The following is a 12,800-nucleotide window of genomic DNA, read 5'->3' on the forward strand; positions in this document are numbered from 1 at the left end:
GTTCGCAACCCTAACAGCGGATTGGGACAGTTCGATGATTGTGATTGCCCGACGTTATGGACAACTCGGTAACCGATTGTGGCTGTACGCCCACATGATTGCGGCAGCGGCGGAATACGGCGTAACGGTCGCCAACCCTAGTTTTGCCGAATACGCTGATCTGTTTCCCTCGACGCGATACGATTTATGGTGTCGTTACCCTATGGTTGCGAAGCCGGACTCGGGTTCATCCGTGCCCTCACGCCAAACGCGTGATCGGTTGTCGCTTGGGGTTTATTTGGCGGCCAAGACGCTCTATACGTTACGGCTGAGAAATTATCCCGCTCATGTTCTGCGGCTCAAAGGCGAACAGAGCTGCGACTTGGGCAGCGATGCGTTTCGCGAACTTGCCACCGGGGGCCGGCCGGTGATGACGCTGGGGTGGCAATTCCGCAGCGAGCCGCTATTAATCAAACATGCCCCGGCCGTGCGTCGCCACTTCACGCTTGGTCCCGAGCATGGCGAGCCCGTGGGAGAGTGTTTGTACCAAGCCCGCCAAAGCAGTGACGTCGTGATCGGCATCCACATCCGCCAAGGCGACTATGCCACGTTTTTGGGTGGACGTTATTACTACGAAGTCGGCGACTACGTCGCCACGATGCGAGAAGTGCAGGCTCAGCTTGCTCCTCGACGCGTCCGATTTTTGGTTTGCACCAATGTCTCCTATGAACCATCGGATTTTGCTGGATTGGACGTGCAATTGGGACCCGGAGTTCCACTGCAAGACATGTACGCGATGGCCCAAACCGATATGATCATTGGGCCGCCGAGCACGTTCACCATGTGGGCGTCCTTTTATGGTGGTGCGCCGCTGGCAATGATGAAGCGGTGTGACGACAAGATCGAAGTCGAATCGGTTGCACCCGAGTTGTTCAAGTCCAATCCGACCAGCACGAAGTATCAGATCGTGCACGGGAAGTTGTCCGAGTTAAGTGCGAGTGAGATCGCCGATGTCTTCGGTGTCCGTCCGCCGAACGAACGAATCCCAAACGAAGCCAAGTCCTTCAAGTCGAATTTGTAGGCGGAGACGTCGCCCGGATCAAATCGCTTGTAGCAAGTTCACTGGGGGCCCTTTCGGTGTTCGGAGTAGTCGGTGCAGGCTCAGTGTTCCCGCCCCTCCCCGGCCGCTATCGCGTCATCACTTCGCGGCAGACGTCCGAGACGGCATCGGATGATGCCAAATGAAACGTTGGAATTCGGCTGGCGATCAAGGGGCCCGCGGCTGCCGAATAGTCATTGATGTCCAGTGCATTAATGATCACGGCAACCGCTCGGCCGCGACGTGCCAATCCAATCAATGCCGCCAGCGATTCGGGCGGACATTGTTGCAGGATGACCAACACGGTTGTCTCGGACGATATCTTCGATTCCGCTTCGACCAACAACTCGGCCAGTGTTAGCCCATTGGTTCGCTCGAGTCGCGCCAGCGTACGGACCAACTCACGCAGCGCCACCGGGCCCCTGGTCGCCGGTTGTGCCACCGGCATCAAACGATCACTCTCGTTTCGCATCGACGCGGCGGCGGTAGCTTGGTCGCGGACGCGATAGTCGCCCACCCAGCCTTCGGTGCGGATTCGGTCGGCCGCATCGCGGCCATTGGTGACCAGCCCAAACGGTTCACCGGCATCATGCAATGCGTGGGCGATCGAAGCGGCGGCGGTCACCGCCAAATCGCTTCGCACCGGTTCATGCTTCGATGGGTTGGTCGCGACGTGCAGATCCAAAACCAACGTCGCTCCGGCAATCGACGAAGGCTCATAGATTTTGCTGTGCAGCGTTCCGGTTCTCGCTGTGGCGGCCCAGTGAACGCTGCGAAGTGGATCGCCGGTCTGCCATCGACGGATCCCTCGCAACCGCGTGGGATCGTCCATTACATTGTCTCGCATTCGGATCTCGCCAATCGGACGCCGTGAACCGATGTCATACGTCGACAAGGGAACCACGTCCGGCAGCACGGTGACGTATTGCGGTTCAGTGCCGACGCGATAACGTCGATACAGCCCCATCAGATCACCGGTTTCCAGCACGGTTGGCCCGATTTGAAAATAACCGCGGCGGCGACAGGTGACTTGGTAATGCAGCGTTTTCGATTGGCCTGCCCACAGCATCATCACTTGCACTCGGTCGCCTTCGACTTGCAGTGCGGACGTCGATACCGCCCCCGTCTGGATCGCAGGCCGGGGAAGCAAGTCCTCGACCAAGATCCACAAAATCGGCAACTGGCTTTGGTTGGTCAGTGTGATTTCAACATCGATCACCGAGCCGAGTTTGTGTTCGACGTTACCACTGTGCCGCACCGCGATGGTCGAATCGGTCCAAGTGTTCGCGAGGAACCAATTCACGCCGACGAGAATCGCGGCAGCCACCGCTGCCAATACCCAGAGCGAAGCGCCAAAAAGCATTCCAAACAACAACACCGCGCAGATGCCCGCCACGATCCCAAAGCTGAACTTGGGAGCGTCGGAGTGCGATTGGGCAGCCGTGGTGGAGGACATTCGTTGTTCAAGCGAGTTTGAATTCACCTCCCCTCTGGGGAGGTCAGAGTCGGCGGTAGCCGGCTCACCGGTGGGGTTTGGAGTGTTAGGAATGGACGTTACATATTCAATTTCACCAGCCCTCCCCGACCGCATCGTGCGGCCGACCCTCCCGTGGGGAGGGTGAGCTTGGATTCACCTCCCCTTTGGGGAGGTCAGAGTCGGCGGTAGCCGGCTCTGGGTGGGGTTCGTTGTGTTAGGAATGGACGCTACAGATTCAGTGTCACCAGCCCTCCCCGGCCGCATCGTGCGGCCGACCCTCCCGCGGGGAGGGTGAACTTGAATTCACCTCCCCTTTGGGGAGGTCAGAGTCGGCGGTAGCCGGCTCTGGGTGGGGTTCGTTGTGTTAGGAATGGACGTTACAAATTCAGTGTCACCAGCCCTCCCCGGCCGCATCGTGCGGCCGACCCTCCCGCGGGGAGGGTGAGCTTGAATTCACCTCCCCTTTGGGGAGGTCAGAGTCGGCGGTAGCCGGCTCGCCGGTGGGGATCGGAGTGTTAGGAAATGGACGTTACAAGTATCAGTGTCACCAGCCCTCCCCGGCCGCTCTGGCTAGCGGCCGTCGCCGGTGTAAATGATCGTGGCTCCTTGCGGCGCCTGCGGCCACGGTGTTGTGCCCGGCGCCCACTCGGTTGGTTGAGTTTTGCGAACTTCGTTCACGGCTTGGATCAACCAATCCGGAGCCGATTTGTTTTCTTGCATTCCATAAACATATGGCAGCGGCGGATCCATCAACATCGTTTTCTCACCCAAGGGGGGTCGCTCCGCTGCAGCCTGCTTTAAACGCGCCGACAATCGAGCGACGACATCAGGATGCTGTTCCGCGACATCGGTCGTTTCACTCGGATCGCTCGCGATGTTGAACAGCATGTCCCCCATCAATTTGAAATCGCCCGAGCGAATGGTCGGCAAACGGACGCTACCGCTGACTTCGAAAATGATTTCCTCTCGTGGACTCGTTTTGCCATGAATCATCGTCTCGGTCATATCGATTCCGTCGATCGGAAACGGGCCTGTCGGATCGGCGCCGGCGAGATTGGCAAACGTGGGCAACAAGTCAACGATATGGATCATCTCGTCGTTGGTCGAACCCGGATGAATGTATCCCGGCCATCGCACAACGCAGGGCACTCGCACGCCTCCTTCAAAAGTCGTGTTCTTGGTTCCCCGATAAGGCCGATTCATTTCTTCGGTCAAACCGCCATTGTCGTTGGCAAAGATCACCAGCGTGGTCTGTTTCAATCCATGCTGGTCCACGGCGTCCACGATCCGGCCAACCGCATCATCCAGACACTTTAGCGCTGCTTCGCGTGGCGTGTATTTGTCGGTGTAACGCGGCACTTGTTCGATCGGACCATGCACGGCGTTAAACGGCACGTAGAGAAAGAATGGCGGTTGGGTGGTACGTTCACTCGATTGGCCCGCCTGTTCCGAGACCAACCGTACCGCTTCGTTGGCAATCAAGTCGGTCGTGTACCCTTGTTCCTGGATCGGTTGTTGGTTGCGATGCCAATCGTAAACCGCATAGCGAGCCGGAGCATTATGAGGGATGGTGTAGTTGTTGTAGTCGATGCCCCAGGCATAGTGACCGTATTGATGATCAAAACCTTGTCCCATCGGCAGGTGTTCGGGCAGCCACTCGCCGCAATGCCACTTGCCTGTGATCGCGGTAAAGTAGCCCGCGTCGGACAACACCTCGGCCACGGTCCGCTCTTTGGTATCGAGTGCATGGATTCGCCGCGTCTCTTCGCCGCGTTCGTTTTTCGCAAGCGTCAATCCGAGTTTCGCCAGGTAGCTTGGTTTGCCAAAGTCTTCGCTTCGCCAATCCATCCAATTTCGAAACGCATATCGTCCCGTCATCAACGCGCCTCGGCTCGGTGCACAAACCGAATGCGTGTAGAACTGAGTCAGCTTTACACCTTGGTTGGCCAAACGGTCCATGTTAGGAGTCAGCTCGGCATTGCCGCCATTAAAGCCAGGCTCGGCCCATCCCATGTCGTCGGACAGCATGAATACGATGTTGGGTCGTGCGCCGGTTTGCGCAGCCAGTTGCGGTGTTGCCATCGCAAGCGTCCATGCCGCGAACGTGATCGCGACGACAAAGTGCGTGCCACGGCGTGATGCAGCACCGCGGCGTGTCGGCAGCCCGCCAGCCAAACCTGTTGACGGACACCACGTGTGAGCGAGTGATTGAATCATGTTGGTTCCGTGGGGTGAAAAGGGAGCGAGCGTTGATGAGAGAGCGGAATCGTTGGCAGCTTGACTTGTGATTCAACGATTTATGCGGATTGCCTATTCTCTTTGCCGAGGTTTCGCAGGTCAATTGCCCGCGGTCATGTCGAGTTCCCCTTCGCTTAGAAAGGCAATCAGGTCCGCCAATTCGTCAAGCGTCATGCTGTCTTCGAGTCCAACAGGCATGATCGATTTTTCGCTTGGTTGCAGCTGCTCGATCTCATCTCGCGGCACTTCAAAAATATTGCCGTCCGCTCCCTGCAAACGCAACTGATTCTTAGCACCGGGGCGATCCATTTTCAGCCCCGTCAAGACATGTCCGTCGCTGGTCAGCACGGTCCAAGGGACGTACAGCGGCCCCACTTCTTTACTCGGATTTAAAATCGATTCGAGTATCCGAGGTCGAGTCATCTGCCCCGCCAAATGAGTCAAGTCGGGACCCGTGTTGGTCCCACGTCCAGAGTGGACGTGGCAATTCGAGCATCCACGGCGAAAAAAAACGCGGCGTCCGGCATCCACGTCTTGGCTGCGGCCGACCAATTGCATCCACCCGTCGATATTCTCTCGACTCGGACGTGCCGCGTTGTCACGGCGGACGTTCGTATTGCGAATCCGCTTTGTTTCGACCTGCAACACCGCGGGCTGTTTCGGCAACGATAATCGATTGATGAGGCCCGCGTAACTCGCTGCTTTAGGAGACAATCCTGCGATCGCATCGGCGCGAGTCTGTTCGTCGATCGATTCATTCGATGCAATTTTGGCCAGTTCGTCAAACGAACCATCGGTCCCGCGAGCGACCAACAATCGAACGACTTCACGCGAGAGCACGCGATCGGTATTGCCATCGATATCGTTGCCAAGTTCTTGGTCGCTCGGCGAGTCTGCATCGGGCGGCAGTCGCTGTAACGCAAGTCCACGAAGACGGGCCGAGCGAGTGACGTCGTTTGCGAATTCAACCAACCGTTTCTCGATCGCGGGATCACGCCCCCGTCCCGATGCCGCTCCAGTCTCTAAATAAGCGATTGCCGCCATCGCGGCTGAGAACACGGGGGGCGATAGACGGTCCTGTTTTAGTAGTGACGTAATCGCGGGCAGTTGGTCTTTGCACATCCGCTCCGCCGCCCATCGTAGCGCCGTCAACACCACGGCATCCGAATCGTCTTTCAATCCCGCAGCGATCATCGTGTTGCGTTTGACAGCGGGCACGCTTGCCGGATCACACAGCTCTTTCCATCGCCAAGCCAACATCCGCCCTACGCGATGCTGAGGATCGGTCAACATTTTTTGATCAAGTGCAGACAGTTGATCCTGTTGGACCAAACCCGTGATCGCCGCTTGGCGGACGAACGGATCATCGTTTCGCAGTGCGTTCAAACGCGTTTCAATTGCCATCGATGTCGATTCCGACAACGGCAACGCATTGGTTTCGGCCGCAGTGATTTCCGGCAGCGACTGCGTTTGGAGCACGGCGTCGTTCACAGGGCTCAGTCGCCATAGTCGTCCCTTGCCGTGCACGGGGTAACTGCGATCGACCCAGTCGGTAATGTAAATCGAACCGTCCTTGGCAATGGCCATCGCCACCGGGCGAAAGTTTTCGTCGCCTTGCACTACGACTTCGGTTTTGCTTGTCCACGACGCTCCGCGTGGATCGAGCGAATAGCGTTCGATGCGATTGTCACCCCAACTGGTGACCCACAAATGCGAACCGTGCTGGATCACCGCACAGGCCGCTTCGCCGGTTCCTGCCGTCATCGGCAATGTGCCTGGGAACTCGCCGTTCCATGATTGCAGCGGATGTATCCCCGCACGTCCAAAGCGAAACTGAAAACCGTAATCACCCCCATGCACGATATGCATCAATCGATTGGGCGGCATCGAGTCGGGATCGTTCCCAGCGGCCCACAGCCGATTGGCTGAGTCGAAACACAATCCAAATGGATTCCAAAATCCGGTCGCGACACGTTCGACACGGCTGCCGTCGGTCCGGCAGCGAAACACGTTGCCACCCTCCCCGCCGCCAACTTGTTTGGATCCGTCGCTGCCAATGAGTTGGTAGGGTTCGCCAAAATTTTCGCCTTGTCCCACATACAACCATCCATCGGGGCCGAGCGTCAGCCCACCAAGCCCATTGTGCGGATAGTTTGCTGACGTTTCATGCGTTAGCAGCACCACACGTTGGTCGGCGATGCCATCATTGACCGAGTCTCGTAGTTTCATGAGTTCGCTTCGCGTACAAACGGCAAACCAGCCATCGCCTAAATTTGCGATGTTCATCGTTGCCTCGCCTCCTTCGTAAAAAAGACGCTGTCGATCGAGCACGCCGTCACCGTCACTATCGTCAAAGCGATAGATGCGATCGGTTTTCGGACCCAGGTAATCATCAGGCGGAAAATGAGTATGGCATTCGATCACCAGCAGTCGCCCCTGATCGTCAAAACAGCATCCAGTGGGGGTCACCAAATCAGGCTCGGAGGCGATCTGCGTCAATCGCCATTGGGGATCCAGCACGCGAGGCGTTTCGTCGGCGTTCGCTACAAACCCGCAGATCCCAAGCAGCAGACTCATCGTGGTTGCGGTGACGTGGATGAGCGGCAGGCTCCATCCCGCTAGTACAAATCGAAGCTTGTTATTACACATGGACATGGATGGCTTTGGAAATGAGGTGGGCTTGAGTCGAGGGAGCCGCTGGCGAAGTCACGGATTATAACCGCCACCGCACTGCCCTGCTTCGCAACGCAGACACGCCGAACCGTTTGCGTCTCGTAAAAAATGAGGGGCAACGCGCGGGGACGAGTGCCGCTCCATGTGCCGCTTCCGCACATGGAGACGAGAAAAGTGCGCGTTGGTGCGCGACGGCGGCGATCGCCAGTTAATCGGGAACGAAGGGGTGTGCTAGACAACACGAGGTTCTAAGCACAGAGATTCGCTTTGGTACGCGTCTTGCTTTTGCGAGAAACCGACGCCGTTCGATGTCCATCGTCACGCAAGGAACCAAACCAATGACCATCAGTGTTAACTCTGCAGCCGAATCTCATGCCGATCATCGTCATTGGAAAAGTGATGTCGAGTGCTGGGGCGAAGACATCGAGAATTGGCGAATGGAACATTGCACCGCGATTGTTCAATTGCAAGAGGCCGTCAAACGGATCAACGAGCACGGCAAGGCGCTTGACGAGCATGCTCATGCGATCGCATCTCTGCAGACTTCGCTCGAGGCGCATGAGAAAAATTTGGCCGCCAGTCTGCAAAATGGTTCCAACGAAGCGGTCGATGAAACGATGAAGGACCAGCACGCCAGGCAGGCCGAGTTGCATCTGCGTCAACAGAATGCTCATGAGCGAATGAAAAAACATCATCACCAAGCGATGGCCAAAGTCGCAATGCTGAAAAGTGCTCTCGAACAGGCTTGTTAGCAATCGACAAGGCCGATTCGCAACTCTCGGCTTTCCACGGTCAACCGAGCCGCAGAGCAACGCACCGAAGCGGAATGTACGGCATTGCGGCGGTTGTGTGTTTTGGGATTTTACTGTCGCGTTTGCGTTCACCCGCTTCGGCAAAACTCAATCGTCTTCGCCGATGCGGTGCGAACGACGGATCGAACGGGTGATGCCGTACCCCATGACCACCGCGACTGCGCATCCGATCAATCCCGGAACGGAGATGCCAAAGAGCAGCGGCGGTACCAGGCTACTGCACAACGAGGCGGAACCCATGAACAGTGCGGCGGTTAAAATCCCCAGCACCAATCGGTTGACGATAGGTTCGAGCCGTCGGTGTTGCAAGTGAACGTCAAACTTGCCACGTTTGAAGTTGTGCAAGATATCAGCCGCATCTTTAGGTAACACGCTGATGAAGTGTTCCCAATCGTCGACGTTGGATTTAATCCGAGCGTAGACTTTTTTCGGCGAGTAACGTCGTAGCATCGCTTTCTTGCCATAGGGCTCGATCAATTCAGCCAAACAAAAGGTGGGGCTTAGCTGATGAGCCGTGCCTTCGAGCATCACCAGCACTTTGAGCAGCATTGCGACTTTGGCGGGCAAATAGATTCGGTGTTCGCGAATGATCTCAACGATTTCGTGCAAAAAGCCACTTAAATCGAACTCACCAAGCGATTGATGCGCGTACTCGTCCAACAATTCTTGGATCGCCGACATCAACTGAGGTTCATCGAACCCAATCGGGACTTCGCCAACACTCGCAACCACTTCGGTGATCTTGGCTGCGTCTTGTCCCACGGCGGCGATTAACCCTAACTCAAGGTGTTCTCGCAGTTCATTGTCGATGCGTCCCACCATGCCACAATCGAGGATGCCTATTTCAACAGGCTCGGCGTTTCCGGCAGTTTGGTTCGCCAGTAACATCAGGTTTCCAGGATGCGGATCCGCGTGATAGAAACCGTCTCGGAAAATCATCTCCACAAACACACTTGCACCGCGGCGAGCCATCTCGTCCAAATCGATTCCCGATGCTTCGAGTCGTGTTTTTTCCGAAAGACTGATCCCCTCGAAACGCTCCATCGTCAGCACGCGTCGAGAGCTGAGGTTGGGGTACGCTTTTGCGATACGAATGGTGGGATCGTTGGCAAAGTTGCGTCGGAAGAGTTCCATGTTTCGCAGTTCACGATCAAAGTTCAACTCCTTCATCAAGGTTCGTTGGAACTCACGCATCGTATGCACCGGGCGATATTGACGCAGCCGCGCCGATTGTTGTTCGGCGATCTCCGCAAGCTTGGTCATGATTTCCAAGTCGTTGACGATGCGTCGTTCAATACCCGGATGTTGTACCTTGACGACGACCGATTGGCCGTCGTGCAGTGTCGCACCATGAACTTGGCCGATCGACGCGGACGCCATCGCCGTCGGTTCAAACTCGGCAAACAAGTGATTAATCGAGTCGCCTAGTTCGGATTCGATCATCGCCACAATGATGTTGGCTTCGTCGGCGGGAGTATTCGCACGGAGCTGAGCGAGTTCATCGGCCAGCCGTTCGCCAACCAAGTCAGGGCGTGTGCTGAGGACTTGCCCGAGCTTGATAAAGGTGGTTCCTAGCTCGGTCAAGGCGACGCGAATTCGCTGTTCGGTCGTCAGTTCGGTGTCGTCGCTGTGGCCTCGGAAACGGTGGAGCCAGGGAATCGGAATATTCGACAACCAATCTGCCAACCCGTGCTTGGCAAGCACCGCGACGACTTCGCGGAATCGGTCGGCATTGCGAACAAATTGGGGGACGTCGATTAAATCCATGTTCGCGTGTTCGGTAACGGTTTAAGAAAATAACGAAGCCAGCTGCGGTGCAAACGCAATCATAGCAACGCAACCAACGTGCCGCCGACCAACGTGCCGCCGATGGCGTATTGGTAGGGGGGATGCCGCTCCGCTGCGTTCCGGTCGACGCGGATGACCGCAATGGGATCGACGACATTGTGACAACATTCGCCTTGGGCTGGCACCCGGTTTGCTCGCTTGCCGAGACGATCGCAGGTCGACTGCCATCGCAAGCTCACTCGCAACCAAAAACTCTTCAAGGAAATTTCTCCGTGAATCTTGTCTGTTCACAATGTGGCGCGGTGAATCGGGTGCCCGAGTCCAAGGTCCGCGACAAACCGGTATGTGGCAAATGCAAAACCTCGCTACTGCCAGATTATCCCGTGGACCTGTCGGCCGAATGGTTCACAAAGTTCATCACTCGCACGGAGCTGCCGGTACTCGTTGATTTTTGGGCGCCTTGGTGTGGCCCGTGCCGGATGATGGCTCCTGCATTTGCCGCGGCCGCAGAACTGCTGGCGTCCGAGACGATTCTGGCGAAGCTGAATACCGAAGACGCGCCTCAGATTTCGTCACAGTTTGGGATCTCGGGGATTCCGACCATGATTCTGTTCCAATCGGGTGACGAATTGTCGCGGCAATCGGGCGCCGTCAACACACAGCAGATCGTAGCCTTTGCACGTGGCAGATGATCACAGCAGAGGTGCTGCTATTGCGAGGCGTCAGCCGTTTTCAGAATCGGCCGAGCGGATGAGATCGGAGCGGCGATCGAGGAGATCCCGCCAAACTTGGGCAACCGTCAGGTTTTAGGAAACCGTCGGGTGACGTTCTTTTAACAACGGCTGCATTTGCCGTGGCGCTTCGAACCAGCCTTGCTCGACGTACCACTGAGTCGTTTGGGCAAGACGTTGGTACAGCGGTTGATCCGGCACAAATCCGGTGTCGCGATTCAGTGCTTCGCTTGAACAGGTCCATGAACCTGCCGTCGCTTCGCGTGCTTTGTCCAAGTTCAGAATGTTGGGATGCCGCACGATTTGAGAGACAAGTTCATTGAACGCGGCGATGCACCACACCGCCGGTTTCGGACTGCGAATCACCCAGGCGCGGTATCGACCCAGCGTGCGGCCGATCATGCGTCCCAGTTCGGCATAGGTCGGATTCTCGCTGTCGGCAGCAAAGTAGATTCCGGTTGAATCGTCGGGATTGGTCGAGATCCGCTGGCCTTGGCTGGCGGCCAACATCAACGCTTTGCTGAGGTCCTCGACGTGGATCACCGAAACCCGGTCGTCATGAAAACCTGGTGCGAGGTGGAAGCCGAACTTCGCAACGGTTTTGAACATCTCTAACCCGTCACGGTCTCCGGGGCCCAAAACGATGGGAGGCCGCACAATGGTGGTGGGGACCTTCGTCGCAAACTGCATCGCCGCGCGTTCCCCGGCTAATTTACTACGTCCATAATTTGATACGGGGTTCGGAGTGTCGGATTCGGTGCGAGGTCTGGATTCCGACGACGGGCCCGCTGCGGCAAGCGACGAGACGACCACCAACACCGGGGGCTGGTCACGTTCCGCACAGCACTTTGACACATTCGCAACACCTTGTTCGTTGATCCGGGTGTAGTTGCGAGTATGTAAACATTTGGTAATCCCCGCGAGGTGATAGACCTCGTCAATGCCATCTAGCGCGGAGGCAATGGATGTAGGGTCGGTGACATCGCCGATCACAAAATGGGGCGAATAGGGGGCGAGTCGGCTACGGTCAGAGTGCTCGCGGACCAAGCAAGAAACTTCATACCCCCGTCGCGTCAAGTCGCGAACCAAGTGTGCACCAATGAACCCAGACGCTCCCGTCACCAAAGCATGAGTCATGATCTGCGCCCTCTTCAATCGATGTTTAACTCGTCAATTCCGATCCTGGGATTTCCAACACACGCCAAGGCCTCCAACCTCGGCTTTCTCTCTCGCGCGACAGCACCGTCTGCGATGCACGGTCATTGCAAAGCGTTCGCAATGCAAAGGATGTACCATCGAGTGTACTCCCCCAATAGGACTGGACCCAGCGTTTTTTGTGGATTTCTCAGAAAGCCAGCCCCACGGCGATAGGGTGGTGACAGCTGTTTCGTTCGTTTTCCGCAGAAAAACGTGGTGAAGACGTTCCGAGGGGGCGTTTGGCGGGGGCGGGCGAAAGCGATGTCCGCCGAAGCGAGTCCTCGGGCAATCTTGCGTCGTCCCAATCCGAGTCGCGACCCGCGAGCCGATCCCAAAGGAAGGCGAAAGGTTGGCAAATTTGTTTCCGTCCCCCGGTAAGCATTCGCCGATTGCTAACGTCCACGCTGCAGAGAATCGTTTCGCGACGGCTGTTTAAACAGACCGAGTGGACCCAGGATCAGTGCGACCGGGATCCCGAAACAAGCTCCATAGATCCCACCTTGCACCATCCACTGCACAGACCCGGCAGGCAGCACTTCGGCACTGGCGATCGCAAAGAAACATGCCACCATCGCTGCGATGCCGCTGGCGATGATCGACGGCGGCGACGTGACTCGGGCGTGCATTCCCCACGCCACCATGGCGGCAACCCCGGTGCCGATCCCAATTCCCGACACGCCTCGCGCTATCGGCCACGACAAATAGCCAACCAACAATACGACAAACAGCCCGATGGTGGTGGCCGCGACGGTCGCCAGCTCTACTTGAATGATTCGTTGTTTCATGATGGGTTCCTGCCTACCCAG

At 56.9% G+C, this 12,800-nt stretch carries 10 protein-coding genes; 3 read left to right on the plus strand and 7 right to left on the minus strand.

What is annotated here, in order from left to right; genetic code table 11:
* Nucleotides 1-34: 34 nt before the first annotated feature.
* Nucleotides 35-1,060 carry an O-fucosyltransferase family protein gene (locus tag ABEA92_RS24095; RefSeq protein WP_345687054.1) on the plus strand — a complete coding sequence of 342 codons (1,026 nt, stop codon included), beginning with the start codon at nt 35-37 and terminating at the stop codon, nt 1,058-1,060.
* 106 nt (nt 1,061-1,166) lie between these two features.
* Here ABEA92_RS24095 and ABEA92_RS24100 read toward each other — a convergent pair whose 3' ends face one another.
* The 3 genes from ABEA92_RS24100 to ABEA92_RS24110 form a co-directional block, all read right to left on the minus strand.
* A complete protein-coding gene (locus ABEA92_RS24100; RefSeq protein ID WP_345687056.1) occupies nt 1,167-2,534 on the minus strand; it encodes a DUF58 domain-containing protein in 1,368 nt (455 codons plus the stop codon).
* 591 nt (nt 2,535-3,125) lie between these two features.
* Nucleotides 3,126-4,772, minus strand: a complete 1,647-nt coding sequence (locus ABEA92_RS24105) for an arylsulfatase B (RefSeq protein WP_345687058.1) — start codon at nt 4,770-4,772, stop codon at nt 3,126-3,128.
* A gap of 120 nt (nt 4,773-4,892) precedes the next feature.
* On the minus strand, nt 4,893-7,370 hold the full coding sequence (locus ABEA92_RS24110) for a PVC-type heme-binding CxxCH protein (RefSeq protein WP_345687060.1): 2,478 nt from the start codon (nt 7,368-7,370) through the stop codon (nt 4,893-4,895).
* Between the two features lie 434 nt (nt 7,371-7,804).
* On the opposite strand from ABEA92_RS24110, the gene ABEA92_RS24115 reads away from it, so the two are divergent.
* Nucleotides 7,805-8,218, plus strand: coding sequence for a hypothetical protein (locus ABEA92_RS24115; RefSeq protein WP_345687062.1), 414 nt, complete (start codon nt 7,805-7,807; stop codon nt 8,216-8,218).
* A gap of 147 nt (nt 8,219-8,365) precedes the next feature.
* Here ABEA92_RS24115 and ABEA92_RS24120 read toward each other — a convergent pair whose 3' ends face one another.
* Both ABEA92_RS24120 and ABEA92_RS24125 read right to left on the minus strand, forming a co-directional pair.
* Complete coding sequence (locus ABEA92_RS24120; protein ID WP_345687064.1) at nt 8,366-10,045, minus strand: ABC1 kinase family protein; 1,680 nt, start codon at nt 10,043-10,045, stop codon at nt 8,366-8,368.
* Between the two features lie 59 nt (nt 10,046-10,104).
* Nucleotides 10,105-10,326: a hypothetical protein gene (locus tag ABEA92_RS24125; RefSeq protein WP_345687066.1), complete on the minus strand. Its 222-nt coding sequence runs from the start codon at nt 10,324-10,326 to the stop codon at nt 10,105-10,107.
* A 12-nt stretch (nt 10,327-10,338) separates the two neighbouring features.
* Between ABEA92_RS24125 and trxC the strand changes: the two genes are divergently transcribed.
* Nucleotides 10,339-10,758, plus strand: a complete 420-nt coding sequence (gene trxC / locus ABEA92_RS24130; RefSeq protein ID WP_345687068.1) for a thioredoxin TrxC — start codon at nt 10,339-10,341, stop codon at nt 10,756-10,758.
* Nucleotides 10,759-10,872: 114 nt separating this feature from the next.
* On the opposite strand, the gene ABEA92_RS24135 is transcribed toward trxC, so the two are convergent.
* Nucleotides 10,873-11,934 (minus strand): NAD-dependent epimerase/dehydratase family protein, encoded by a 1,062-nt coding sequence (locus ABEA92_RS24135; protein WP_345687070.1) that lies wholly within the window; start codon nt 11,932-11,934, stop codon nt 10,873-10,875.
* Between the two features lie 452 nt (nt 11,935-12,386).
* On the minus strand, nt 12,387-12,779 hold the full coding sequence (locus ABEA92_RS24140) for a hypothetical protein (protein WP_345687072.1): 393 nt from the start codon (nt 12,777-12,779) through the stop codon (nt 12,387-12,389).
* Nucleotides 12,780-12,800: the final 21 nt, after the last annotated feature.

It is taken from the genome of Novipirellula caenicola, assembly GCF_039545035.1.
GTDB lineage: Bacteria > Planctomycetota > Planctomycetia > Pirellulales > Pirellulaceae > Novipirellula > Novipirellula caenicola.

What these genes read in the sequence shown, in the direction of transcription:
- ABEA92_RS24095 (WP_345687054.1), top strand. Translation starts at nt 35, where the DNA reads ATGATTGTGATTGCCCGACGTTATGGACAACTCGGTAACCGATTGTGG.
- ABEA92_RS24100 (WP_345687056.1), bottom strand. Translation starts at nt 2,534, where the DNA reads ATGTCCTCCACCACGGCTGCCCAATCGCACTCCGACGCTCCCAAGTTC.
- ABEA92_RS24105 (WP_345687058.1), bottom strand. Translation starts at nt 4,772, where the DNA reads ATGATTCAATCACTCGCTCACACGTGGTGTCCGTCAACAGGTTTGGCT.
- ABEA92_RS24110 (WP_345687060.1), bottom strand. Translation starts at nt 7,370, where the DNA reads ATGAGTCTGCTGCTTGGGATCTGCGGGTTTGTAGCGAACGCCGACGAA.
- ABEA92_RS24115 (WP_345687062.1), top strand. Translation starts at nt 7,805, where the DNA reads ATGACCATCAGTGTTAACTCTGCAGCCGAATCTCATGCCGATCATCGT.
- ABEA92_RS24120 (WP_345687064.1), bottom strand. Translation starts at nt 10,045, where the DNA reads ATGGATTTAATCGACGTCCCCCAATTTGTTCGCAATGCCGACCGATTC.
- ABEA92_RS24135 (WP_345687070.1), bottom strand. Translation starts at nt 11,934, where the DNA reads ATGACTCATGCTTTGGTGACGGGAGCGTCTGGGTTCATTGGTGCACAC.
- ABEA92_RS24140 (WP_345687072.1), bottom strand. Translation starts at nt 12,779, where the DNA reads ATGAAACAACGAATCATTCAAGTAGAGCTGGCGACCGTCGCGGCCACC.